Origin of the sequence: Streptomyces sp. NPDC058525, from assembly GCF_042719495.1 — a bacterium.
Classification (GTDB): Bacteria; Actinomycetota; Actinomycetes; order Streptomycetales; family Streptomycetaceae; genus Streptomyces.
The window spans coordinates 37,201-60,461 of record NZ_JBHXNP010000007.1; the positions used below are offsets into that span (position 1 = coordinate 37,201).

Here is a 23,261-nt window from a genome sequence, read left to right on the forward strand (position 1 = left end):
AATCTTACGAAACGGGAACGTGCGGGCCGGGACGGCCGGGCCGGGAATCCGGACCCGCCCGTCCCCGTTGTCATGCATACAAGGAGGGAATCCATGTTCTCGTACCGCCGCACGCCCGAGCTCCCCACCCGCGAGGAGGCCCTGAAGGGCCGTTCGCAGCCTCTGTTCGACCTGCCCGAGAAGCACACCGTGCTGGGCAATCCGCTGGCCGGCCCCTACCCCGAGGGCCTCGAGGTCGCCGACTTCGGGCTGGGCTGTTTCTGGGGCGCGGAGCGCAAGTTCTGGCAGACCCCGGGGGTCTGGACCACCCTGGCCGGCTACCAGGGCGGCTTCACCGAGAACCCGACCTACGAGGAGGTCTGCTCGGGCCAGACCGGCCACACGGAGGTCGTCCGCGTGGTCTTCGACCCGGCACAGGTCTCGTACGCCACGCTCCTCAAGCTGTTCTGGGAGTCCCACGACCCGACCCAGGGCTTCCGCCAGGGCGGCGACATCGGCACCCAGTACCGCTCGGCGGTCTACACCCACTCCCCCGCCCACCAGCAGGCGGCGGAAGCCTCCCGCGAGGCCTACCAGCAGGTGCTGACCGCCTCGGGCCACGGTCAGATCACCACGGCGGTCCTCCCGGCGGCGGAGCGCCCGTTCTGGCCGGCGGAGGCCTACCACCAGCAGTACCTCGACAAGAACCCCGGCGGGTACTGCGGCATCGGCGGCACGGGCGTCAGCTGCCCGATCGGCGTGGCCCCCGCGCGCGCAATCGTCGCCGGTCAGATCGTCGCGGTGTCGATCACGAAGCGGTAGCGGACGTCGCTCGCCAGTACGCGTTCGTACGCCTCGTTGACCTGCTCCGCGCGGATCAGCTCGATCTCCGAGCCCAGGCCGTGCGCGGCGCAGAAGTCGAGCATCTCCTGGGTTTCGGCGATTCCGCCGATCATCGAGCCGGCGAGGGTCTTGCGGCCGTCGATGACGGAGAAGAGGTTGAGCGCGACCGGCTCCTCCGGGGCTCCGACATTCACCAGGGCGCCGTCGACCTTCAGCAGGGCGAGGTAGGCGTCCAGGCCGAGCGGCGCGGACACCGTGGACAGGATCAGGTCGAAGGTGCCGGCCAGCTTCTCGAAGGTGGTCTCGTCGTCGGTGGCGTAGTAGTGGGCGGCGCCCAGCTTCAGTGCGTCCTCCCGCTTGCTCAGGGACCGGGACAGGACCGTGACCTCCGCCCCCAGGGCCGCCGCGATCTTCACGCCCATGTGCCCGAGGCCGCCCAGGCCGACGACGGCGACCTTCTTGCCGGGGCCCGCCTGCCAGTGGCGGAGCGGCGAGTACAGGGTGATGCCCGCGCACAGCAGCGGCGCGGCGGTGTCCAGGGCGAGGCCGTCGGGGATGCGGACGGTGTAGTTCTCGTCGACGACGATGCGGGTGGAGTAACCGCCGTACGTGGGCTCTCCGTTCCGGTCGAGCGCGTTGTACGTGCCCGTGCTGCCCTCGGTGCAGAAGTGCTCGTCCCCGCGCAGGCAGTATGCGCACGCACGGCAGGAGTCGACGAAGACACCAACGCCCACCCGGTCCCCGACCGCGAACCTGGTGACGCCCGGCCCGACTTCGGCGACGACCCCGGCGATCTCGTGCCCGGGGACCATCGGGTAGATGCCCTCGCGCCAGCCGTCACGGACCTGGTGGATGTCGGAGTGGCAGATGCCGGCGTACTTGATGTCGATCAGGACGTCGTGCTCGCCGACGGGGCGGCGCGGGACGGTGGTGCGCTCCAGCGGGGCCTTGGGAGCCGGGGCGGCGTAGGCGGCGACCCGGGTTGCGGGGACGGACACGGACATGTGGGGGCTCCTCGGCGGTGGTGCTGGTCGGTGCGTGCCAGCCTGCCCCGCCGGGCCCCGTCCACCCAGCCCCCTGCCCTGCCTAGGACTGGCGGACCTACCCCTGGCGGGGTCAGGAACAGCGCCGCGCCGTGCCGGGCCGTCCGGTGATACTGACGGTATGGACCAGCGTGATCAGCGTGCCGAGCTCGGCGAGTTCCTCCGCAGCCGCCGGGCCCGGCTGCGCCCCGGGGACGTGGGCCTGCCCGACTACGGACGCCACCGGCGCGTCCCGGGCCTGCGCCGCGAGGAACTGGCGCTGCTGGCGGGGGTGTCGGTCGCGTACTACACGCGCCTGGAGCAGGGCAGCGGGCACAACGTGTCCGCGGAGGTCCTGGACGCCCTCGCGCAGGCGCTGCGGCTGGACGGCACGGAGCGCGCCCACCTGACCCATCTGGCCCGGCCGCGGGCGCGCCGGCGCCGCCAGAGCCACCGTCCGCAGCAGGTCCGGCCGGAGCTGCGGACGCTGATGGACGCGATGCACGGCGTACCGGCGTACCTGGTGGGCCGGCGGCAGGACGTGCTCGCCTGGAACCGGCTCGCGGCCGCCGTGTTCGGGGACTTCGGGGCGCTGCCCGTGGCGGAGCGCAACCTCGTGCGCCTGGTGTTCCTGGACCCGGCGACGGCCGAGCTGTACGCGGAGTGGGAGTGCCGGGCCTGCGAGGTGGTGAGCAACCTGCGGATGTACGCGGGCCAGCACCCGGACGACGAGCAGTTGTCGGTGCTGGTCGGGGAGCTCTCGGTGAAGAACGAGGAGTTCCGGCGGCTGTGGGCGGCGCACACGGTGGCGGACAAGACGCACGGGCTGAAGCGGCTGCGGCATCCGCTGGTGGGCGAACTGGACCTGTACTTCGAGAGGCTGGCGCTGCCGGACGATCCGGCGCAGTTCCTGGTCACCTTCCACGCGGCGCCGGGCTCCCCGTCCGAGGACGCGCTGCGCCTGCTGTCGTCGTGGTCCGCCCCGTCCGAGGAGGCCGGGGCCGGGGCCGGGGCGGACCGGGACCCCGCCGCTACAGCTTGAGCTGGTAGTAGGCGGCGGCTCGTTCGCGGCGGTAGCCCAGGGCCTCGTTCACCGTGCGCATCGGCGTGTTCTCGTCCGCGACGGTCGTGGCGATCTGCCGCAGCGCGGGGTAGCGCCGCGCGGCCAGCTCCCGCATGCGCAGCTTCACCGCGCGTCCGAGGCCGTGCCCCCGGTGCGCGGGTACGACGACCGTGTCGTACTGGAGGGCGCGGGCGCCGCCGGGGTCCGGCAGCACCAGCTCCGTGTACGCGGCCACCTCGCCGGCGGCGGTGACGGCGGCGACCGTGGTCAGCTCGCCGCCCCGGTCCAGGATCAGCCGGTGCGCCGCGTGCAGCCGCTCGGCCGTCCAGGACTCGATCTTCTCGTCCACGTCCCCCATCGGCGCGTCCTCCATCGCCCCGTGGGCCCTGGCCACCGCGTCCGCCCAGTCGTCGTGCACCAGGCCGTGCCAGGAGCGCAGTTCGTACCCGGGCGTGGCCGGGACCGCGCTCTGCCCGGGGCCCGGGCCGGCTGGTCCGGGCGGCACGTCCTGCGTGTACCAGGCCATGGGCAGGACGTTCTCGAAGCCGAGCGATTCCGCGAACGCCTGCCCCGGACCTCCCAGGTCCGCGATCGTGCCGACCGAGGTCCGTCCCTGCGCGAGCAGTTCCTCGCGGACCCGCTCCCACAGGGCGGTGCCGACGCCCTGCCGGCGGGCGTCCGGACGTACCGTCAGCACGTCCAGGAACGCGGTGTGGCGGTTGGCCTCGTCGGTGAACAGCAGCAGGCCCGCCACGCCCTGTCCCCCGTCCGCCGCCCAGAGCGCGGCCCGGCCGCGGGCGGGCGCCACGCACAGCCGCCCGGCGACCTCCAGCCGGGTGGGCGCGGGCAGCTGGGGCAGGTCGGCGGCCGAGGCGGCGACCAGGACCGCCCACCAGCCGTCCACCTGGGTGTTGGTCGGGGGCACGGGCAGGGCTTGGATCTCCATCCCCCGACCCTAGTCAGACTCCAGGGCCTGTGGTCAGGCGTTTTCGGTCACCGTCACCCGGCCGCGTCTGATCGTCGCCACCCTCGGAGGCGGCGCCGAGGCCCAGGCCGATGCCGAGGGCGCCGCCGATCAGGCCGTTGACGAGGGCTTCGCCCTCGCCCTCGGCGTCGAACCGGAAGCGGGGCCGGGCCGCGGTGGCGCCCCCCTCCGGCGGGGCCTGGGACAAGGGGCCGCTGAGAGTCGCATGAAAAGGCGGACGGCCGGGAACCGTTGCGGTTCCCGGCCGTCCGCCGGATGTACTGCGCGCCCTCGGAGGGAGGGGAGTCGGACGTGCCGTCAGACGGCGGCGCCCGCCTTCCACTCCGACCAGTTCATGTTCCAGCCGTTGAGGCCGTTGTCCGGGGCGATGGTCTTGTCCGGGGAGTTGACCACGGTGACCACGTCGCCGATGAGCGTGTTGTCGTAGAACCAGGCGGCCTGCTGGTTCGGGTCGCCCGCGCCCTTCACGTCGTTCAGACCGACGCAGCCGTGGCTGGTGTTGGCGCTGCCGAAGACCGAGTCCGGTCCCCAGTAGTTGCCGTGGATGAAGGTGCCCGAGGTGGACAGCCGCATCGCGTGCGGGACGTCCTTGATGTCGTACTCGCCCTTGCCGTCGTCGTCCGTGAAGCCGACGGTGGCGCCGTTCATCCGGGTCTCCTTGAACTTCTCGGAGATCACCATCTGGCCGTTGTACGTCGGGTTCTCCGGGGAGCCCGCCGAGATCGGGATGGTCTTGAGGACCGCGCCGTCCCGGGTGACCGTCATCTTCTTCGTCTTCGTGTCGACCGTGGAGACCTGGCTGCGGCCGATCTTGAAGGTGACGGTCTTGCTCTGGACGCCCTGGATGCCGGGCGCGCCCTGCACGCCCTCCAGCGCCAGCTTCAGCGTGACGGTGGAGTTCGCCTGCCAGTACTGCTCGGGGCGGAAGTCCAGCCGCTGCGAGCCGAACCAGTGGCCGACGACCTCCTGGTTGCTGCTGGAGGAGACGGAGATGGCCGCCTGGACGGCCTTCTTGTCCTTGATCGGCTTGTTGAAGGTGATCGAGACCGGCATGCCCACGCCGACCGTCTGGCCCTCGTCCGGGACGAACGAGCCGATGAAGCTGTTCTCCGGGGAGACGGTGGTGAAGGAGGCGTTCTCGTGCGCCTCGCGGCCGTCGGCGTCCTTCGCGGTCGCCGACAGGGCGTACTTGGTGGAGCGCTTGAGGGCGGCGTCCGGCTTCCAGCTCTTGCCGTCCGCGGCGATCTTGCCGGCCACGGCCGCGCCCTCGGCGGTCTTCAGCTCGACCTGGGTGAGCGTGCCGTCGCTGACGGTCACGTTGGCCGAGTCGTTCAGGCCGACGTTGGTGGCGCCGTCCTTGGGCGTGATGGCTATTCGGGCCTTGGAGGTGTCCTTGGCCGCCGCCGCGTCGACGTCCGCCTGCGATTTGCTGCTCTCGCTCGCGTTCGGCTTGTCACCCCCGCCGTTGCACGCCGAGAGCATCAGTACACCGCCGAGCACGGCGGATACGGCCACCAGGGACCTTCTCCGCCGCTTGCTGTCCGTCCTCACACGCCACTCCATCGTTGCCGGAAACCCCGAGGCTGCCGTCCCGGGGTTGGGCCGGGCAGGGGGACATGGCCCCCTGCCTCGTCCTGACAACGCGTTAACGCAGCGGATCGGTTCCACATTCCGCTGGATTGTGGGCAACCACACGGTCAGGCGTTGTCGGTTTTTTCTTCGTCGAAGTCACCATCTTCCTCGTCCAGGTCCCACTCCATGGACTCGGGGTCGTATTCGACGGGCTCGCTGCTCCAGGAGGCCTGCGCCAGCTCCACGCCCGGGATGTCGGCGACCAGGTCAGTGGGGTCGACGAGGTAGGCGAGCGCCTCCGACTCGTCCTCCCGCACGGCGGACTCGGCGTGCCCGCGCTCCTCGTCCGGCATGAACTCGTCGGCCTTGATGTGCGCGAGCGCGGCTCCCGTGAGGGCCTGGGCGTCCTGCACTTCGAGTACCAAATCCACCCGAAGGCGGACGTATCGTGATGTCTCAGAAGGGTTCATACGACGGAGAGTAAGCCCGTGGAAGCCCTGACTTTCCCACGACCCGCCCCTTTCCGTAGCATCACGGCACACGGCCAATTCGCTGCTGCCACAAGGGGGATCGCACCGTGTCCGCACGCCGACCGCTGCTCACCGCTCTCGGAGCGACCACCCTCCTCGCCGCCCTCTGGTTCGTGCCTTCGGCGGGAGCCACCGCGCCGGGGCCCGCCCAGGGCGACTCCGGGGTGCCCGCCGCCGCGAACGCGGGCCGTACGGTCACCCGCGCACAGCCGGATCAGGCACCGCCGGGCCACGCACCGCAGGGCCGGGCGCAGCAGGTGCCCGTCACCCTCGCCGACACCGGCTCCGTCGACACCACCCCCTACCTCCTGGGCGGCACGCTCTGCCTGGGCGTCGGGGCCGGCTTCGTGGCCTTCTCCGTACGCCGCTCCCGCACCGCCTGAGGGTTCGCGACGACGGCGAGGGGCCGCCCCCACCGGGGCGGCCCCTCGCCGTCGTCGTGCGCGTCGTGCGCCGCGCCGCCCTCCGTCAGGCCAGCGGGCCGGTCACGGTCTCCACCGCGGCCACCAGGGCGCCCGTACGGACGAACTCGTCGGCGGCGGCCAGGTCGGGCGCGAGGAACCGGTCCGGGCCCGGACCCTGCACTCCCGCCGCGCGGGCGGCGCCGATCGCGGCGAGGCTGGCCGGGGCCGCGGTGAGCCCGTGGCGCAGCTCGATGGCACGGGTGGCCGCGTACAGCTCGATCGCGATGATCCGGGTGAGGTTGTCCACGGCGGTACGGAGCTTGCGCGCGGCCGACCAGCCCATCGAGACGTGGTCCTCCTGCATGGCGGAGGAGGGGATCGAGTCGGCCGAGGCCGGCACCGCGAGCCGCTTCATCTCGCTGACCAGGGCGGCCTGCGTGTACTGGGCGATCATCAGGCCGGAGTCCACGCCGGCGTCGTCCGCGAGGAACGGCGGCAGGCCGTGCGAGCGGTTCTTGTCGAGCAGCCGGTCGGTGCGCCGCTCGGCGATGGAGCCGAGGTCGGCGGCGGCGATGGCCAGGAAGTCCAGTACGTAGGCGACGGGCGCGCCGTGGAAGTTGCCGTTGGACTCCACGCGTCCGTCGGGCAGGACCACCGGGTTGTCGACGGCGGCGGCCAGTTCGCGGGAGGCGACCAGGGCGGCGTGCGCCATGGTGTCGCGTCCGGCGCCGGCGACCTGCGGGGCGCAGCGCACGGAGTACGCGTCCTGCACGCGCGGGGCGGACTCCTCCTGGAAGTGCCCGGTGAGCCCGGAACCCTTCAGGACGGCGGCCATGTTGGCGGCGGAGGCGCCCTGGCCGGGGTGCGGGCGGATGGCGTGCAGCTCGGGCTGGAGCACCTTCTCCGTGCCGAGCAGCGCCTCCAGCGTCAGCGCGGCGGTGATGTCGGCGGAGGTGTACAGCTTGCCGAGGTCGGCGAGGGCCATGACCAGCATGCCGAGCATGCCGTCGGTGCCGTTGAGGAGGGCCAGGCCCTCCTTCTCGCGGAGTTCGACGGGCTCGATCCCGGCTTCGGCGAGCAGTTCACCGGCGGGGCGGACGACCCCGTCGGGCCCCTCGGCGTCGCCCTCGCCCATCAGCGCGAGCGCGCAGTGGGACAGCGGCGCGAGGTCGCCGGAGCAGCCGAGGGAGCCGTACTCGTGGACGACGGGGGTGATCCCGGCGTTGAGCACGTCGGCCATGGTCTGCGCGACGGAGGGCCGTACGCCGGTGTGCCCGGAGGCGACGGTCTTGAGCCGGAGGAACATCAGCGCGCGGACGACCTCCCGCTCGACGCGCGGGCCCATGCCGGCGGCGTGCGAGCGGACGATGTTGCGCTGGAGCTGGGCGCGCAGCTCGGGGCTGATGTGCCGGGAGGCCAGCGCGCCGAAGCCGGTGGACACCCCGTAGACGGGCTCGGGCTTGGCGGCGAGCGCGTCGACGATCTCCCGGGCGCGGGCGAGGGCGTCCAGTGCCTCGCCGGACAGCTCGACCCGCGCGTTGCCGCGGGCCACGGCGATGACGTCCTCGGCGGTGGTCCCGGACGTCCCCACCACGACAGTGTGCATATCCATATTCAGCACCCTACGGATTGAATCGCTTCATGTCACCCCTTCCGAACGGGCCGCGTATCCGGCCCCTCCGGAGCCCGGGGTGCGCTCACGGGCGGCCCCGGAAGCGGCGCCGCTCACCCGAGGCGGCTTCGGCCGCGGCGTCCGCGAGCCGGACCACGGCGGTGTCCCGGCCCGCCACCACGGGCTTCGGGGAGCGCGCGGCCTTGGCCTTGTACTGGGCGGCGTCCGCGAGCCGGAACAGCCGCCGGGAGGACTTCACCAGCCCGATCGGGTCCCCGGTGGAGGCCACCCCGCAGGCCACCCCCTCGCCCAGGTCCAGCTCGGCGGCCCGGGTGCACAGCTCCTCGGTCACCCGCACCACCTCGTCCGCGGTCGGGCCGAGCCCGACCAGGCAGAACTCGTCGCCGCCGAGGCGCGCCACCAGCGCGCCGGGCAGCATGGCCCCGCACAGGCTCAGCACCGACCCGAACCGCTCCAGCAGCCGGTCGCCCATGGCGTGGCCCAGGGTGTCGTTGACCTTCTTCAGCCCGTTCAGGTCGCAGACCACCAGGCTGACCACGGCTCCGGTCCGCCGGTGCTCCTCCAGGGCCTCGTCGAGCCGCATGTCGACCGCCCGCCGGTTGGCGAGGCCGGTCAGCGGGTCGGTGAAGGCGAGGCGGCGGGCCTCCTCCAGGCGTTCGTTCTGGGCGAGCCCGGCCGCGACCACGGCCGCCAGGACGGTCGCGAACTCGGCGTCGTCCTCGTCGAAGTCGGGCATCCCCTCGTCCCGGGCCACGTACAGCTCGCCCCAGGCCCGCCCGCTGAGCACGATCGGGGCGACCACGCAGGTGCCGCGCCCGCGGCGGCGCAGGGCCTCGCCGCGCCGCCCGGGCCGGTCGCCGGCCGCGCTCTCGACCCAGGCGTGCGGGCCGCCGCCGCCCACCCAGCGCTCGTGCAGGAACTCGGTGATCTCGGGGAAGTCGTGCACGGGATAGGACTCGTCCTCGGGGAACTCCTCCTCCCCCGGCCGCAGCTCCCCCTCGTTCACGAGCACCCGCAGGCTGCCCCGCTCGCGCTCCCACGCGGAGATCGCGGCGAAGGAGCCGTCCAGCGCCACCCGCGCTCCCCGCGCGGCCGCCCGCACACTGTCGCGCGGCGCGCACGCCGCGGCCATCGCCTGCGCGAGGCCCACCACGGCTCGCAGCCGCCCGTCCACTCCCATCACCCCAGGTTAGGGAGTTTTGTCCGATTTGGTGATAATCGCCGCGACACCACTTGGCCCCGCCGGCGTTTGCGCGGGGGTCCGGGGGCAGCGCCCCCGGCAACGGCGCGGCAGGCGGGCTACTGCCCAGGCCAGTTCGGCTTGCGCTTCTCGTTGAACGCCGCCACTCCCTCGGCCCGGTCGCCGGAGAAGGCCACCGTCCGCCAGGCCGCGTCCTCGATCTCCAGACCGGCCGCCAGGTCCATCCCGTGCCCCAGCCGCAGCGCCCGCTTGGCCGCCCGCAGGCCCACCGGGGAGTTCGCCGCCATCCGGGCCGCCAGGGCCAGCGCCTCGGCCCTGTCCTGCCCGGCCGCAACCACCGAGTCCACCAGCCCCAGCGACAGCGCCTCGGCCGCCTCCACCCGGCGCGCCGTGAAGATCAGCTCGGCCGCCCGCGCCGCGCCCACCCGGCGCGGCAGCAGCTGCGTGCCGCCGCCGCCCGGGATCACCCCCACCGACACCTCGGGCAGCCCGACCACGGCGCTCTCGTCGGCGACGATCACATCGCAGGCCAGGGCCAGCTCGAAGCCGCCGCCCAGGGCGAAGCCGTGCACGGCGGCGATCGTGGGCACCGGCAGCTCCAGTACGCCCCCGTACGCGCCGCGCGTGGTCGGCCGCTGCCGCACCAGCTCGGCGTCCGACAGCGAGTTCCGCTCCTTGAGGTCCGCGCCCACGCAGAAGGCCCGCTCCGCGGTGGAGGTGAGCACGACCACCCGCACCGACGGGTCCGCCGCGAGCGCCGCGCAGGCCGCGCCGATGGACCGGGCCATCTCCGTGGACACCGCGTTCATCGCCTTGGGGCGGTCCATCGCCAGCTCCGCGACGTGCCCGTCGCCCTCCCGGCGTACCGCGACGAACTCTCCGAAGCGCTGCTCAGACATGCCTGCGACCCTCTCGGTTAACGAGCGTTATCGCCGCACTCTAGTGCGCGGGGCAACCGTCCGGTCAAGGGCCCCGGGCAGGCCGGCACCCGGCCTCGGCCGGGGTCCGGGCATCGGCCGGGCTCGGACAGGCCGTACGCGGCCTCGGGCAGGCCGTACGCGGCCTCAGTCGGGGCTCGGACAGCCCGTACGCGGCCTCAGGCGGGGCTCGGGCAGCCCCGTACGCGGCCTCAGTCGGGCCTCGGGCAGCCCGTACGCGGCTCAGGACAGCCCGTACGCGGCCTCAGGACAGCCCGTACGCGGCCTCAGGCGGGGTTCTTGGGCTTCCTGCGGGTCAGCGACCAGGGCTCCACCACGCCCAGCCCGCGCACCGGCCGCTGCCACATCGGCTGGAGCGCGAAGCGGTACGCGCCGCCGCCCTCCGCCTCGGCCTCCTTCTCGGAGACCGGCGCGGCCCCGGTCCGGCCCAGTTCCTCCGCCATCGCCCCGTCCACCAGCACCGCGTCCTTCGGCGCTATGGACGTCAGCCGGCTCGCCAGGTTCACCGTGGTCCCGAAGACGTCGCCCATCCGGGTCGTCACCGTGCCGAAGGCGATCCCGACCCGCAGCTCGGGCATCTGCGGATCGGCCTCCATGGTCTCGATCAGCCGCAGCGCGATCTCCGCCGCCGTCGCCGCGTCGTCGGCGCAGTACAGCACCTCGTCGCCGAGCGTCTTGATCAGCCGGCCGCCGTGCGCCGCGACCAGGTCCGCCGACGTCGTCTCGAAGGACTCGACGAGCTCGCCGAGCTCCTCCTCCTCCAGCCGCCGCGTCAGCCGGGTGAAGCCCACCAGGTCCGCGAAGCCCACCGCGAGCCGCCGGTCGACCATCTCCTCATCGTCCGCCACCTGCACGACGCGCCCGGTGGCCGCCGCCAGCTGGCGCCGCCACACGTAGACGAGGAACTCCTCCAACTCCGGCAGCAGCAGCTCGACCAGCGGGTACGTGACCTCCGTACGGGTCATTCCCGGCTCCGGCGGCTCCGTCAGCCCCTCCAGGAACGAGTCGATCTGCCACTCGGCCAGCCGCGCCGTGGTCTGCCCGGTCGACCGCGCCACCTGCACCGCCATCGGCTCGGACAGCAGCCCGGCCTCGACCAGGCCGGCGAGGCGGCGCAGCGCCAGTACGTCCGCCTCCGTGAGGGCCTTGGCCTGGCCGATGTCCGCGAAGCCCATGGCCCGCCAGAAGCGGGACGCGAGCTCCATCGAGACCCCGGCGCTGCGGGCGGCCTGGAAGGGCGTGTACCGGCGCTCGGCGCCCAGGATCAGCTGCTCGAGCCGGATCGCGAGGGGGTCCGCGGTGGGCTGGGCCGTGTGGTCCACCTCGTGGTGCGGGGTGTGCTGGTCACGCCCGATCGGGGTGCCCGGACCCGTGGGCCCGGGGGCGGACGCGCTGGACGTAGAGTCGTCGACGGTCAAGAGCCGCCTCCTGTCCATTCCGTGCGCACTGCCCTGCCGAACCGGTTGATCGCCACGAGTACCGGGATCGCCTAAACCATACGGCAGGTGTGCCGTAGCTCACTCCCCCTCCCCGTCTTTGAACGGGGGTCAGTGCACCGACCGCAGGTGCACCACGTCGCCCGCGCCCACCGCCTCGTGCTCGTCGGCGGCGGTACGGATCACGAGCCGGCCCTCGGCGTCGACCGCTTCGGCCGTTCCGGTGAGCGTGCGTCCGCCCGGGAGCTCCGCGCGGACGTGCCGGCCGAGGGTCGCGCAGCCCGCCGCGTAGGTCTCCTGGAGGCCGCTCGACGCGGGGTCGCCCCCGGCCGCGCGCCAATTCCCGTACCACTGCTCGAGCGACCGCAGTACGGCCCTGAGCAGCGGGTCCCGGTCGGTCACGGTGGCCTTGGCCAGCGCGAGGGAGCCGGCGGCGGGCACGGGCAGCTCGTCCTCGGTCAGGGTGACGTTGAGCCCGATCCCGATGACGACCCCGTCGGCCACCCGCTCCGCGAGGATCCCGCCGGTCTTGCGCTCCTCGCCGTCCACGCTGACCAGCAGGTCGTTGGGCCATTTGAGGGCGGTGTCCACGCCCGCGGCCCGGGAGAGCCCGGTCGCGGCGGCCACCCCGGCCAGCAGGGTCAGCCACCCCCAGCGCTCCTGCGGCACGGCCTCCCCCGGCTTGAGCAGCACGGAGAAGAACAGCCCGGACCGGGGCGGCGCGACCCAGCTCCGGTCGAGGCGTCCGCGCCCGGCGGTCTGCTCCTCGGCGACGAGCACGGCCCCCTCGGGCAGCCGGCCCGCCCGGGCCGCGAGATCGGTGTTGGTGGACCCGGTGGCGGCGACGACCTCCAGGGAGGTCCACAGGCCGCCTTCGGTGACGAGGGCCCGCTGGAGCGCGGCGGCGTTGAGGGGCGGCCGGTCCAGATTCGACCAGCGACCCGCGGAAGCACCTGCTGAGGCATCTGATGGCGTCATGCAAGCCACATTAGGTGTGTCAAACGCCGCACTGCCGAGCGCCATGCCCGCCGATACGCTACGCACCAGTAGCCAGCAGTAGTCAATCAATTGACCAGGCCGTTGACACCACGCAGGGAGCCGCGACCCCGATGTCACAACCGTCAGAGCCGATCGACATGCACACCACCGCGGGGAAGATCGCGGATCTGCAGCGCCGCATCGACGAAGCGACCCACGCCGGATCCGCGCGTGCTGTGGAGAAGCAGCACGCCAAGGGCAAGCTGACGGCGCGTGAGCGGGTGGCCCTGCTGATGGACGAGGGCTCGTTCGTCGAGCTCGACGAGTTCGCCCGGCACCGCTCCACCGCCTTCGGGCTGGAGAAGACCCGCCCGTACGGCGACGGCGTCGTCACCGGCTACGGCACGGTGGACGGCCGTCCGGTGGCCGTGTTCTCGCAGGACTTCACCGTCTTCGGCGGGGCCCTCGGCGAGGTCTACGGGCAGAAGATCATGAAGGTCATGGACTTCGCCCTGAAGACCGGCTGCCCGCTGATCGGCATCAACGACTCCGGCGGCGCCCGCATCCAGGAGGGCGTGAGCGCGCTCGGCATGTACGGCGAGATCTTCCGCCGCAACGTCCACGCGTCGGGCGTGATCCCGCAGATCAGCCTGGTCGTGGGGCCCTGCGCGGGCGGCGCGGTGTACTCGCCCGCCATCACCGACTTCACCGTCATGGTCGACCAGACCTCGCACATGTTCATCACCGGCCCGGACGTCATCAAGACGGTCACCGGCGAGGACGTCGGCTTCGAGGAGCTGGGCGGGGCCCGGACGCACAACAGCACGTCCGGCGTCGCGCACCACATGGCGGGCGACGAGAAGGACGCCATCGAGTACGTGAAGTCGCTCCTCGCGTACCTGCCGTCGAACAACCTCTCCGAGCCGCCCGCCTTCCCCGAGGAGGCCGACACCGAGGTCACCGACAGCGACCGCGAGCTCGACGTGCTGATCCCGGACAGCGCGAACCAGCCGTACGACATGCACACCGTGATCGAGCACGTGCTCGACGACGCGGAGTTCCTGGAGACGCAGTCCCTTTTCGCGCCGAACATCCTGACCGGCTTCGGCCGGGTCGAGGGCCACCCGGTGGGCATCGTCGCCAACCAGCCGATGCAGTTCGCCGGCTGCCTGGACATCAACGCCTCGGAGAAGGCGGCGCGGTTCGTCCGGACGTGCGACGCCTTCAACATCCCGGTGCTGACGTTCGTGGACGTCCCGGGCTTCCTTCCGGGCACGGACCAGGAGTACAACGGAATCATCCGGCGCGGCGCGAAGCTGATCTACGCGTACGCGGAGGCCACGGTCCCCCTGATCACCGTGATCACCCGCAAGGCCTTCGGCGGCGCCTATGACGTCATGGGCTCCAAGCACCTCGGCGCGGACCTCAACCTGGCCTGGCCGACCGCGCAGATCGCCGTCATGGGAGCGCAGGGCGCCGTCAACATCCTGCACCGCCGCACCATCGCGGAGGCGGATGATGTGGAGGAGACCCGGGCACGGCTCATCGCCGAGTACGAGGACACGCTGCTGAACCCGTACACGGCCGCCGAGCGCGGATACATCGACGCGGTGACCATGCCGTCCGAGACCCGGGCGCACGTGGTGAAGGGGCTTCGGCAGCTGCGCACCAAGCGCGAGTCCCTGCCGCCGAAGAAGCACGGCAACATCCCCCTCTAGCCCCTCCAGGAGGTCTCTGTGGTGATCAAGGTCGTCAAGGGCAATCCGACCGCGGAGGAGCTGGCCGCCGCACTGGCGGTGGTCCAAGCGCGCGCGGCGGCGCTGGCCTCGGTGCCGCCGGGCGCGCCCCGGGTGGCGGACGAGTGGTCGACGCCCGCCCGGGTGGCGCGCCGCCGGCTGCCGCAGCCGGGGCCGCGCGCGTGGGGCCGTACGTACTGGCCCGGCTAGGGCCCGGCCCGGTCCCCACGGCGGAATATGACGCGAACGGACGGTGGCGCCTGAGTACGGGTACTCAGGCGCCCCTCCCGTCCCGGGGACAGGATCGGAGCATGCTCTGGTCCGACCCTGAGAACGAGCCGCCGAAGGACATGCGCGACGCGCAGGCGATGATCCGGCGGCTGACGGTGGTGATCGCCCTCGCGATGCTCGTGGGCGTCTACGTGCTGGGCGTGGGCCACTTCTGATCCGGCCGCCGCCCGCGGCCGGATGCCGGTCCCGGTCCGGCTGCCGGGGCCGCCGTGCGCCGCCCTACGATGGCGGGCATGACTGCCGAACCGCGCCCGCTCGTCCTCGCCTCCGCCTCCCCCGCCCGGCTGAACCTGCTGCGGCAGGCCGGGCTCGCCCCGCACGTGATCGTCAGCGGCTTCGACGAGGACACGCTGGACCACGAAGAGCCGGCCGAGCTGGCGCTGGCCCTGGCCGAGGCCAAGGCCGGGGTGGTGGCGGCCCTGGAGGAGGCCGCGGGCGCCCTGGTGATCGGCTGCGACTCCGTACTGGAGCTGGACGGCGAGGCGCTGGGCAAGCCGGCGGACTCCGCGGAGGCCACGGCCCGCTGGAAGGCGATGCGCGGGCGGGCCGGCGTGCTGCGCACCGGGCACTGCGTGATCGACACGGTGAGCGGCCGTCAGGTCTCGGCGACGGCCTCCACGACGGTGCGCTTCGGCGAGCCGACGGACGCGGAGGTCGCCGCGTACGTGGCGAGCGGCGAGCCGCTGCACGTGGCCGGCGCGTTCACCCTGGACGGGCTGTCGGCGCCGTTCATCGAGGGCATCGACGGGGACCACGGCAACGTGATCGGGCTGTCGATGCCGCTGCTGCGCTCCCTGCTGGGCGAACTGGGCGTGTCCATCACGGATTTGTGGGCTTGAGCTCCCCGAGCGGCGGCGGGGCGTCCTGCGCGCCCGCCCCGCGCGGGGCGGCGTACAGGGTCAGGGTGAGGACCAGCAGGCACAGGATCAGCGTGGTCGCCGCGAAGGCGCCCCAGCCGATCAGGACGACGGCGAGGATGCCGAGCACCCCGTGGGTGACGGCGGCCGAGACGAGCACGACGCGGGCGAAACCGCCGGGCGCGCGGTCGCGTACGGCCGTCAGGGCGGCGAGCACGGCGGACAGCACGAGGAAGGCGCCCATGCCCGCCCCGAGGGCGTAGGTTGCCTTGGACATGACATCCGGATCGCTGCCCGCGATCGACATCGACTGGTTGGCGGTGGTCCTGCCCAGCACGATGTGGACGAACACGAGTACGGCCGCTTCCGCCACCAGTACGATCGCGGCCAGTCCGGCCACGAGTCTTCGCAACACGATGCCCCCACCCCCCACGCGTCACAAGCCTGTTCGACGCCTGGAGGCTACTAACGGGTAAACGTACGGACAAGGGGTGCGGGCCGCTTCGTTACGGGAGGGGCCGCGCACAGGGATCACGCGGGGAACGTGTGGGCCGTTCGTAGGGACTCGACAAAGAATCACCCGGGGCCGCTGACCGGCATGACAGAGACCCGGGCTGTAATACGGGGTTACTGTGCAGTCGGGGATCCCCCTGACCTGGGGCGCCATAAGGGTTCCCCGGTAGAGCGAACCTCGAATCACACTCTGTGTGGGCAAGCTCACCACCGGGGAAGGGTCGTAAGGCCGTGTGGGCTGTCCCTAAACTCAGCTTGTTTCAAGGAGGGAGCCATCGTGCGCAAGGTGCTCATCGCCAACCGTGGCGAAATCGCTGTCCGCGTTGCTCGGGCCTGCCGGGACGCCGGGATCGCGAGCGTAGCCGTCTACGCCGATCCGGACCGGGACGCTCTGCACGTCCGCGCGGCAGACGAAGCTTTCGCGTTGGGCGGTGACACCCCGGCCGCCAGCTACCTGGACATCTCCAAGGTCCTCCAGGCCGCAGCCGATTCCGGCGCGGACGCCATCCATCCCGGATACGGCTTCCTCTCCGAGAACGCCGAATTCGCCCAGGCCGTGCTCGACGCCGGCCTGACCTGGATCGGCCCGCCGCCGCAGGCCATCCGCGACCTCGGTGACAAGGTCGCCGCCCGCCACATCGCCCAGCGCGCCGGCGCGCCGCTGGTCGCCGGCACCCCGGACCCGGTCTCCGGGGCCGACGAGGTCGTCGCCTTCGCCAAGGAGCACGGCCTGCCCATCGCCATCAAGGCGGCCTTCGGCGGCGGCGGCCGCGGCCTCAAGGTCGCCCGCACCCTCGAAGAGGTGCCGGAGCTCTACGACTCCGCCGTCCGCGAGGCCGTCGCCGCCTTCGGCCGCGGCGAGTGCTTCGTCGAGCGCTACCTCGACAAGCCGCGGCACGTCGAGACCCAGTGCCTGGCCGACACCCACGGCAACGTGGTCGTCGTCTCCACCCGTGACTGCTCGCTCCAGCGCCGCCACCAGAAGCTGGTCGAGGAGGCCCCCGCGCCGTTCCTCAGCGAGGCCCAGAACGCGGAGCTGTACGCCGCCTCCAAGGCGATCCTGAAGGAAGCCGGCTACGTCGGCGCCGGCACCGTCGAGTTCCTCGTCGGCACCGACGGCACGATCTCCTTCCTGGAGGTCAACACGCGCCTCCAGGTCGAGCACCCGGTCACCGAAGAGGTCACCGGCATCGACCTGGTCCGCGAGATGTTCCGCATCGCCGACGGCGAGGAGCTCGGCTACGGGGACCCCGTCCTGCGCGGCCACTCCTTCGAGTTCCGCATCAACGGCGAGGACCCGGGCCGCGGCTTCCTGCCGGCCCCGGGCACCGTGACGAAGTTCGCCCCGCCGTCCGGTCCGGGCGTGCGCCTCGACGCGGGCGTGGAGTCCGGCTCGGTCATCGGCCCGGCCTGGGACTCGCTGCTCGCCAAGCTGGTCATCACCGGCGCCACCCGCGAGCAGGCGCTCCAGCGCGCCGCCCGCGCGCTCGCCGAGTTCGAGATCGAGGGCATGGCCACGGCCGTCCCGTTCCACCGCGCCGTCGTCGTCGACCCGGCCTTCGCCCCCGCGGAGGGACCCTTCACGGTCCACACCCGCTGGATCGAGACCGAGTTCGTCAACGAGATCCCGCCGTTCACGGCCCCGGCCGCGGAGGACACCGAGGACGAGCCGGGCCGCGAGACGGTGGTCGTCGAGGTCGGCGGCAAGCGCCTCGAGGTCTCGCTGCCGTCGTCCCTGGGCATGACCCTGGCCCGCACGGCCGCAGCGGGCGGCGCCAAGCCCAAGCGCCGCGCGGCCAAGAAGTCCGGCCCGGCCGCCTCCGGCGACACCCTCGCCTCCCCGATGCAGGGCACGATCGTCAAGGTCGCGGTCGAGGAGGGCCAGCGTGTCGAGGAGGGCGAGCTGGTCGTCGTACTCGAGGCCATGAAGATGGAGCAGCCCCTCAACGCCCACCGCTCGGGCACGATCGTCGGCCTGACGGCCGAGGTCGGCGCGTCCCTCACCTCGGGCGCGACGATCTGCGAGATCAAGGACTGACGTCCGCGGTCCGCATGACGCGAACGGCCCCCAGGACCCGAACGGGTCCTGGGGGCCGCGTCATGTGCGGGACCCGACTACCAGGTGCCCGCCGGCGCCTCCCAGCTCCTCAGGTGGCCGTTGAAGCCACCGTCGGGACGGGCCTTGAACGTGTAGGCCAAGGTCGCGCCGTTGGAGGTGTTGTACATGACCGAGACGTCGTCGCGGCCGTCCTTGTCCGTGTCACCGGAGACCAGGTTGCCGAGGTTGAACGCGAACCACCCTGCCGGACGGGTCCAGCTCACGAAGTCCTCGTTGACCCCGCCGTCGGGCTTGCCCGTCAGCGTGAACAGGGCCGATCGGCCGAGGCCGTAGTCGAACATGATGGCGGCGTCGGCGCGGCCGTCGCCGTTGAAGTCGCCCGAGGTCAGCTTGCTGGCGCTGTACGACCAGTCACCCGGCTTGCGGTTCCACGACTTCACGGGGTCCGCGAGGCCGCCGTCGGGCTTGCCGAGCAGCGTGTACGCCTCGACGGATCCGTCGCCGTGGCCGTACAGGGCGAGGATGTCGTCCCGGCCGTCGCCGTTGAAGTCGCCCGCGACCTGCTTGGACTCGTTCCAGTACCAGTTGCCGTTGCCCGACCGCCAGCTGCCGAAGGAGGCGTTGAACGTGCCGTCCGGCTTGGACAGGAAGGTGTGGGCGCCGGTCGAGCCGCCGTGGTCGTAGAACATGGCCACGTCGTCGCGGCCGTCGCCGTTGAAGTCGCCGGCGACCGGCTTCGCCTTGAACGCGTCCCAGTTGCCCGCGCCGACGTAGGCGCTGCGCGGCAGGGACTTGAAGGTCCCGTCCGCCTGGCCGAGGAAGGTGAACAGGCCGTTGGGGCCGTCGCCGTCGCCGTAGTCGTACAGCGCGGCCAGGTCGTCGCGACCGTCGGCGTTGAAGTCGCCGACGACCCACTGCGCGCTGGCGGCGTTGAAGTTGCCGACGCCGCTGTTGAAGGCGAGGACGGGCGCCATGAAGCCGCCGCCCTCGTTGGCGGGCAGGACGTAGAGCGCGGTCGTGCCGCTGCCGAAGTCGTACACGGTGGCCATGTCGGAACGGCCGTCGCCGTTGAAGTCACCGGCCAGGTCGTTGCGCAGGTGGGCGGTGCGGTCGCCCGGCTTGTGGTCGACGGTGGCGCCGGTGGTGCGGTTGTGCCGGATGTAGCCGCCCTTGAAGTCCTCGCGGGGGCCGCCGGCGACGTCGTACTCGTCGGACTGCGGGTAGCCCAGGAAGCTCTTCTCGGCGCCGAGGCTCAGCCACTTCTGGCGGATGGCGCCGCGCACGGACCAGGCCTTCTGGGTCTCGGTCGTCCAGTAGATGGAGGCGGTGTCGTACGTCTCCTTGCGGTGCCGGAAGTGGTTGTAACGGCCGATGCCGTCGGAGTGGTTGACCTCGTCGGTGGTCGGGTAGCCCAGCCAGCCGCCGGGGCCGCCGGTCGCGAGGTACTTGCTGTAGATGGTGCCGTGGAGGGACCAGGGGCCGGTCTCGGGCGCCCAGTAGATGGCGCCGTTGCCGCCGGATCCGGTGAAGGTGGAGAACCAGCCGACCTGGTCGAAGGTGAGGTTCTCGTCGGAGGTCGGGTAGCCGAGGAAGCCCTTCTCGGCTCCGAGCGACATCCACTTCTGGCGGATGGCGTTCATGGTCAGCCAGGCACCGGTGCTCGGGTGCCAGTAGATCGAGGCGTTGTCACTGGCGGCGCCGTTCGTGCGCAGGTGCACGAACCGGCCGCCGTCAGCCGTCTCGGTGACGTTGCCCGAGGGCTTGCCGAAGTGCGTGACACCGCCCTTGGCCTTGAACTTGGCCAGGATCGGACCGCACAGCTTGACCTGGGCCGTGGACGTTGCGGAGTCGACGTACGCGCACTCGCTCCAGGGCGTGCCGCTCACGGCGACCTGGACGGCCGAACCGAAGACGGATCCGTCGAGCGACTGGCGGCCGGGGTACTTGTTGACGACGCCGCTGGCGTTGCGCGACCACAGGTCGGCGAAGCCGTCCTTCTCGAAGTCGCCGAGGCTGGCCAGGTGCGGGAAGGCGGCGCCGGTGAAACCGGTGGCGATGGCGCTCGTGCGGACGGCGGGGTCGCCGTACACCGTCAGGTCGAGGGCGGCCGGTGACGCGCTGTCGGAGGCCTTGCGGCTGGTGTACTGGTGGATCTTGCCGGTGGTCTTGTCGCGGGCCCAGATCTCCGGCAGCGTGTCGCCGTTGAGGTCGCCGGGGGCGATCAGGGTCATGTTCTGCCAGTCGGCGTTGCCGAGCGGGACGGGCGGCAGGTTGCGCGGCAGCAGGCTGGCCCCGCCGGTACCGAAGTACAGCCAGAGGGTGCCGTTCTCCTTCACCAGCATGTCGGGGTGGTCGTCCTCCCCGATCTTCCCGTCCAGGTTGTCGTCGTTGACGCTGCCGATGGCCAGCGCCTGCTGGGCCTGGGCCTGGGCCCAGTGGACGTTGTTGCGTGCCGTCAGCTCGATCCGGTGGGCCTCGGGGTCCTGGAGGGTACCGTCACCGGCGCCCCGGTAGACGTAGAGCTTGTTGGTGGTGGGGTCCTCCGAGGGCCGCAGTACGACGAGGTCCTCGTAGTAGTCCTCGCCGAAGCTCCCCCACTGGCTCAGCGAGACGGCGTTGGCGAAGTTGCCCTTCTCGACCAGCCGGGGCTCGCCGAAGGTGCCGTTGCCCTTGCCCGGCACCATCCACAGGCGGCCCGATCCAGGGTCCACGCTCCAGATGTCGATGATGCCGTCGCCGTTGAGGTCACCGTGCTTGTCGCGCTCGGCCTTGCGCTTGGCGTAGAAGTGGTACGGCTTCACGTCGGAGCGGTTGCCCGCCGCGTCGAGGCTCCGGACGTAGAGGGCGTGCGGACCGGCCGCGTTCGGGGTGTACTTGATCTGTGCCGCACCGTTGGCCGCCGCGGTCACCGTGCGGACGGTCGGGTCGCCCGCCGTGTACCACTGGTACTGGGTGACGTCGGAGACGCCGCCGTTGCTCAGGGCGAAGGTGCCCTCGGTGCGCGCGTAGGCGGTGTTGACGTCGTCGTTCTCGGGGAACTGGACCGAGGTGACGCCCGGCAGCGCACTGGGGCGGCTGCGGTCGATGGAGAACACGCACTGGCCGGCCCAGGGGCCCGCGCCGGCCTCGTCGAGACCGCGTACGTCCCACCGATAGGAGTTGCCGGTGAGCTCGCTGAGCGGGATCCGCACGAGGGCGACACCGCCGCTGGCCACGTCGATCCTGGGCGCCTTGAGGGTGCCGTAGTTTTCGGCGTTCCAGTAGTGGAACTCGGCCTTCAGGCCGTTGTCCTCGGCGTCGCTGATGCGGGCGCGCAGCTCGACCATGTCGGTCTTGCCGATCACACCGCCCTGGCAGGCCACTTCCGGCTGCATCGACCGGTCGGTCGGGGCGTTCGGCAGCGTGTTGTACCGGGTCGAGATGCGGGCGCTGTCCGGGTTCATCTTGCGCCAGGAGACGTCGACCGTGTCGTTGGAGGACTTCAGGCCCATGGTCCAGGCGGGCCAGTTCCAGCGGGCGGCGTCGCCGACCGCGGAGGTCACGTCCAGTTCCAGGAGGGAGCCGTCACTGGTGCAGTTGCGGCCGCCGTAGGACTGGCTGGAGGAGTCGACCATGCGCTTCCAGGTCGGCTGGTTGTTCCAGCTGGTGCTGCCGGTGATGGTATCGGTGTCCCAGATCTGGATGTCGCCGGACTGGCAGTTCCAGGAACCCGCGTGCCTCTGCTGGATGCGGAAGGTGGCGTCGAGGATCTGCTTGCCGGCCAGGTCGCCCATGCCGATCTGGAAGAACGTCTTCGCGCAGACCACCGCATAGCCGTAGGCCGGGTCCTTGGAGCAGCCGACGCGGGCGTCGTTGCTGAGGTTGCCGCCGTTCCAGTACGAGTTGCCCGCCGAGCCGGCGATCCCGTTGTGCTTGTAGGCGAGCGCCCAGGCCGACTTCCAGTCGTCCCGCCACTTGGGGTCGATGACGACCGGGAACTTGGTGTCCGGCGCCGTCAGGAGCTTCCGGTCCGTGGTGAGGGTGAGCTTGTCGCCCTTGAGGTCGACGCCCAGGTCGGCCTCCTTGCTGCGCAGGGCGATGCCGTCGACGGCGGGTGTCCGGTCGTCGACCGCGGGCGCGCGCGTGCCCGCCTCCGGGGCGGCCTGGGCACCCGCGGAGGGCTTGAGGGCGGACTCGGAGAAGGACTTGGCCGCGGCCGCCGGGGTGGTGGGCGCGGGCTGGTCCGCGCTGGAGTCCCACATCTGCGGCTTGACGGAGGAGAACAGGGGCTGGCCCGCGGGATCGAGGGCCTTCAGCTCGCCGTTCTGCTCCTTGCGCAGGGTGACGCCGTTGCCCTTGAGACCGAAGTCGAGGGAGGCCAGCGCCGGATCGGCCGCGGCCTCGCGGGTCTTCACGATGAGCTGGTGGGAGAAGCCGGTCGCGTCCGCTGCGACCCGCAGGTCCACGCCCTTCAGGACTTCGGCGTACGTGGCGCTGTTGGCGTCCAGCGTGGGCGCGGGGAGCGGCTTCGGCCAGGTGAGGGTGACGTCCCGGCCGTCCTTGCGCATGGTGACGAGCGGGGCGTTGCCGCCGCCGGAGAAGGTGAGCTCGCTGCGGGTCGCCTTGGGGGCGATCCGCCCGTCCTTCAGCTTCTGCAAGCCGGTGTCCAGGGGGACCAGCTTGCCGCTGCGGTAGACGCGCGTCGGCACCAGCGACTGCTCGGAGGTGAAGGATCCGTCCGGGTTGGCCCAGATCTCCTCGTTCTCCGTGCGCTTCGAAGTGATCTCGACGCGCTTGCCGGTGCGCTTGGCCTCGGTGCCCGCCTTGGCCGTGGCCTCCGCCTCGGTGGGCGACGCGGCCTTGGGCTTGTCGGCGGCTGGCGCCGCGGCGGCGGATGCGGGCACCGCGCTGCCGATCAGGGTGGCGACCAGGGCGGTCGCCAGGGTGAGTACCGGTGCCCTGCGGGAGGGCGGGCCGGCGACGCGCGGACGCGTCGGGAAGGGTCTCACTGACTGAGTCCTCGGGGTCGGTTCCGGCGGCTCCGTGACAGGAGCGGCCGAAATGGATCGATGGACCTCTCCGCCCTGGGGGCCGGTTTTCGGCCTTTCTCGGCGACAGGTCACAGGTGTTCGATTGATTTGTAGCAGTCGAACCGACCAAAGTCCGAAGTGATACCCGTTTCGGGCGCAAGCTCCGCGCGGCGCATTATCAGACATTCTCGCGGAATGCCAAATTCCGAATA

General features: G+C 71.9%; 20 protein-coding genes. 8 read left to right on the plus strand and 12 right to left on the minus strand.

The window, feature by feature from the left end; translation table 11 throughout:
- The first annotated feature begins 93 nt into the window (after nt 1-93).
- Nucleotides 94-801 carry a peptide-methionine (S)-S-oxide reductase MsrA gene (gene msrA / locus ACFWP3_RS05725; RefSeq protein WP_384216536.1) on the plus strand — a complete coding sequence of 236 codons (708 nt, stop codon included), beginning with the start codon at nt 94-96 and terminating at the stop codon, nt 799-801.
- Here the strand turns inward: msrA and ACFWP3_RS05730 are convergent.
- A complete protein-coding gene (locus tag ACFWP3_RS05730) occupies nt 768-1,826 on the minus strand; it encodes an NAD(P)-dependent alcohol dehydrogenase (RefSeq protein ID WP_384216537.1) in 1,059 nt (352 codons plus the stop codon). The two genes, msrA and ACFWP3_RS05730, sit on opposite strands and share 34 nt — an antisense overlap.
- A 160-nt stretch (nt 1,827-1,986) precedes the next feature.
- Between ACFWP3_RS05730 and ACFWP3_RS05735 the strand changes: the two genes are divergently transcribed.
- Nucleotides 1,987-2,886, plus strand: a complete 900-nt coding sequence (locus ACFWP3_RS05735; protein WP_384216540.1) for a helix-turn-helix transcriptional regulator — start codon at nt 1,987-1,989, stop codon at nt 2,884-2,886.
- On the opposite strand, the gene ACFWP3_RS05740 is transcribed toward ACFWP3_RS05735, so the two are convergent.
- The 4 genes from ACFWP3_RS05740 to ACFWP3_RS05755 form a co-directional block, all read right to left on the minus strand.
- Nucleotides 2,876-3,853 carry a GNAT family N-acetyltransferase gene (locus ACFWP3_RS05740; RefSeq protein ID WP_384216542.1) on the minus strand — a complete coding sequence of 326 codons (978 nt, stop codon included), beginning with the start codon at nt 3,851-3,853 and terminating at the stop codon, nt 2,876-2,878. The genes ACFWP3_RS05735 and ACFWP3_RS05740 overlap by 11 nt on opposite strands.
- Nucleotides 3,854-3,866: 13 nt before the next feature.
- Complete coding sequence (locus ACFWP3_RS05745) at nt 3,867-4,079, minus strand: hypothetical protein (RefSeq protein ID WP_384216544.1); 213 nt, start codon at nt 4,077-4,079, stop codon at nt 3,867-3,869.
- Nucleotides 4,080-4,189: 110 nt separating this feature from the next.
- Nucleotides 4,190-5,455, minus strand: a complete 1,266-nt coding sequence (locus ACFWP3_RS05750; RefSeq protein WP_384216546.1) for an Ig-like domain-containing protein — start codon at nt 5,453-5,455, stop codon at nt 4,190-4,192.
- 134 nt (nt 5,456-5,589) lie between these two features.
- A complete protein-coding gene (locus ACFWP3_RS05755) occupies nt 5,590-5,877 on the minus strand; it encodes a hypothetical protein (RefSeq protein ID WP_384216548.1) in 288 nt (95 codons plus the stop codon).
- A 164-nt stretch (nt 5,878-6,041) separates the two neighbouring features.
- Here ACFWP3_RS05755 and ACFWP3_RS05760 point away from each other — a divergent pair, with 164 nt between their 5' ends.
- Nucleotides 6,042-6,377 carry a hypothetical protein gene (locus ACFWP3_RS05760; protein WP_384216550.1) on the plus strand — a complete coding sequence of 112 codons (336 nt, stop codon included), beginning with the start codon at nt 6,042-6,044 and terminating at the stop codon, nt 6,375-6,377.
- An 85-nt stretch (nt 6,378-6,462) separates the two neighbouring features.
- Here the strand turns inward: ACFWP3_RS05760 and hutH are convergent, their stop codons facing one another.
- From hutH to ACFWP3_RS05785, 5 genes are all read right to left on the minus strand, one after another.
- Nucleotides 6,463-8,004, minus strand: a complete 1,542-nt coding sequence (gene hutH, locus ACFWP3_RS05765; RefSeq protein WP_384216741.1) for a histidine ammonia-lyase — start codon at nt 8,002-8,004, stop codon at nt 6,463-6,465.
- 91 nt (nt 8,005-8,095) lie between these two features.
- On the minus strand, nt 8,096-9,211 hold the full coding sequence (locus tag ACFWP3_RS05770; RefSeq protein ID WP_384216552.1) for a diguanylate cyclase domain-containing protein: 1,116 nt from the start codon (nt 9,209-9,211) through the stop codon (nt 8,096-8,098).
- A 119-nt stretch (nt 9,212-9,330) separates the two neighbouring features.
- A complete protein-coding gene (locus tag ACFWP3_RS05775) occupies nt 9,331-10,131 on the minus strand; it encodes an enoyl-CoA hydratase/isomerase family protein (RefSeq protein WP_384216554.1) in 801 nt (266 codons plus the stop codon).
- Between the two features lie 305 nt (nt 10,132-10,436).
- Nucleotides 10,437-11,588: an adenylate/guanylate cyclase domain-containing protein gene (locus tag ACFWP3_RS05780; protein WP_384216556.1), complete on the minus strand. Its 1,152-nt coding sequence runs from the start codon at nt 11,586-11,588 to the stop codon at nt 10,437-10,439.
- Nucleotides 11,589-11,717: 129 nt separating this feature from the next.
- On the minus strand, nt 11,718-12,584 hold the full coding sequence (locus ACFWP3_RS05785) for a biotin--[acetyl-CoA-carboxylase] ligase (protein ID WP_384216558.1): 867 nt from the start codon (nt 12,582-12,584) through the stop codon (nt 11,718-11,720).
- Between the two features lie 131 nt (nt 12,585-12,715).
- On the opposite strand from ACFWP3_RS05785, the gene ACFWP3_RS05790 reads away from it, so the two are divergent.
- The 4 genes from ACFWP3_RS05790 to ACFWP3_RS05805 all read left to right on the plus strand — a co-directional run bounded on the left by ACFWP3_RS05790 (nt 12,716) and on the right by ACFWP3_RS05805 (nt 15,450).
- Nucleotides 12,716-14,302, plus strand: coding sequence for an acyl-CoA carboxylase subunit beta (locus ACFWP3_RS05790; protein WP_384216560.1), 1,587 nt, complete (start codon nt 12,716-12,718; stop codon nt 14,300-14,302).
- Between the two features lie 18 nt (nt 14,303-14,320).
- Nucleotides 14,321-14,530 (plus strand): acyl-CoA carboxylase epsilon subunit, encoded by a 210-nt coding sequence (locus ACFWP3_RS05795; RefSeq protein ID WP_384216562.1) that lies wholly within the window; start codon nt 14,321-14,323, stop codon nt 14,528-14,530.
- Nucleotides 14,531-14,631: 101 nt separating this feature from the next.
- Nucleotides 14,632-14,766 carry a morphogenic membrane protein MmpB gene (mmpB, locus tag ACFWP3_RS05800; RefSeq protein WP_384216564.1) on the plus strand — a complete coding sequence of 45 codons (135 nt, stop codon included), beginning with the start codon at nt 14,632-14,634 and terminating at the stop codon, nt 14,764-14,766.
- A gap of 78 nt (nt 14,767-14,844) precedes the next feature.
- Entirely contained in the window at nt 14,845-15,450 is a 606-nt protein-coding gene (locus tag ACFWP3_RS05805) for a Maf family protein (protein WP_384216566.1), read from the plus strand.
- Here ACFWP3_RS05805 and ACFWP3_RS05810 read toward each other — a convergent pair.
- On the minus strand, nt 15,431-15,883 hold the full coding sequence (locus ACFWP3_RS05810) for a hypothetical protein (protein WP_384216568.1): 453 nt from the start codon (nt 15,881-15,883) through the stop codon (nt 15,431-15,433). The two genes, ACFWP3_RS05805 and ACFWP3_RS05810, sit on opposite strands and share 20 nt — an antisense overlap.
- A 375-nt stretch (nt 15,884-16,258) precedes the next feature.
- Between ACFWP3_RS05810 and ACFWP3_RS05815 the strand changes: the two genes are divergently transcribed.
- Nucleotides 16,259-18,019 carry an acetyl/propionyl/methylcrotonyl-CoA carboxylase subunit alpha gene (locus ACFWP3_RS05815; RefSeq protein ID WP_384216570.1) on the plus strand — a complete coding sequence of 587 codons (1,761 nt, stop codon included), beginning with the start codon at nt 16,259-16,261 and terminating at the stop codon, nt 18,017-18,019.
- A gap of 77 nt (nt 18,020-18,096) precedes the next feature.
- Here ACFWP3_RS05815 and ACFWP3_RS05820 read toward each other — a convergent pair whose 3' ends face one another.
- Entirely contained in the window at nt 18,097-23,028 is a 4,932-nt protein-coding gene (locus tag ACFWP3_RS05820; protein WP_384216572.1) for an FG-GAP-like repeat-containing protein, read from the minus strand.
- Between the last annotated feature and the right edge of the window lie 233 nt (nt 23,029-23,261).

What these genes read in the sequence shown, in the direction of transcription:
- ACFWP3_RS05730 (WP_384216537.1), bottom strand. Translation starts at nt 1,826, where the DNA reads ATGTCCGTGTCCGTCCCCGCAACCCGGGTCGCCGCCTACGCCGCCCCG.
- ACFWP3_RS05775 (WP_384216554.1), bottom strand. Translation starts at nt 10,131, where the DNA reads ATGTCTGAGCAGCGCTTCGGAGAGTTCGTCGCGGTACGCCGGGAGGGC.
- ACFWP3_RS05735 (WP_384216540.1), top strand. Translation starts at nt 1,987, where the DNA reads ATGGACCAGCGTGATCAGCGTGCCGAGCTCGGCGAGTTCCTCCGCAGC.
- ACFWP3_RS05740 (WP_384216542.1), bottom strand. Translation starts at nt 3,853, where the DNA reads ATGGAGATCCAAGCCCTGCCCGTGCCCCCGACCAACACCCAGGTGGAC.
- hutH (WP_384216741.1), bottom strand. Translation starts at nt 8,004, where the DNA reads ATGCACACTGTCGTGGTGGGGACGTCCGGGACCACCGCCGAGGACGTC.
- mmpB (WP_384216564.1), top strand. Translation starts at nt 14,632, where the DNA reads ATGCTCTGGTCCGACCCTGAGAACGAGCCGCCGAAGGACATGCGCGAC.
- msrA (WP_384216536.1), top strand. Translation starts at nt 94, where the DNA reads ATGTTCTCGTACCGCCGCACGCCCGAGCTCCCCACCCGCGAGGAGGCC.
- ACFWP3_RS05770 (WP_384216552.1), bottom strand. Translation starts at nt 9,211, where the DNA reads ATGGGAGTGGACGGGCGGCTGCGAGCCGTGGTGGGCCTCGCGCAGGCG.
- ACFWP3_RS05790 (WP_384216560.1), top strand. Translation starts at nt 12,716, where the DNA reads ATGTCACAACCGTCAGAGCCGATCGACATGCACACCACCGCGGGGAAG.
- ACFWP3_RS05805 (WP_384216566.1), top strand. Translation starts at nt 14,845, where the DNA reads ATGACTGCCGAACCGCGCCCGCTCGTCCTCGCCTCCGCCTCCCCCGCC.
- ACFWP3_RS05785 (WP_384216558.1), bottom strand. Translation starts at nt 12,584, where the DNA reads ATGACGCCATCAGATGCCTCAGCAGGTGCTTCCGCGGGTCGCTGGTCG.
- ACFWP3_RS05750 (WP_384216546.1), bottom strand. Translation starts at nt 5,455, where the DNA reads ATGGAGTGGCGTGTGAGGACGGACAGCAAGCGGCGGAGAAGGTCCCTG.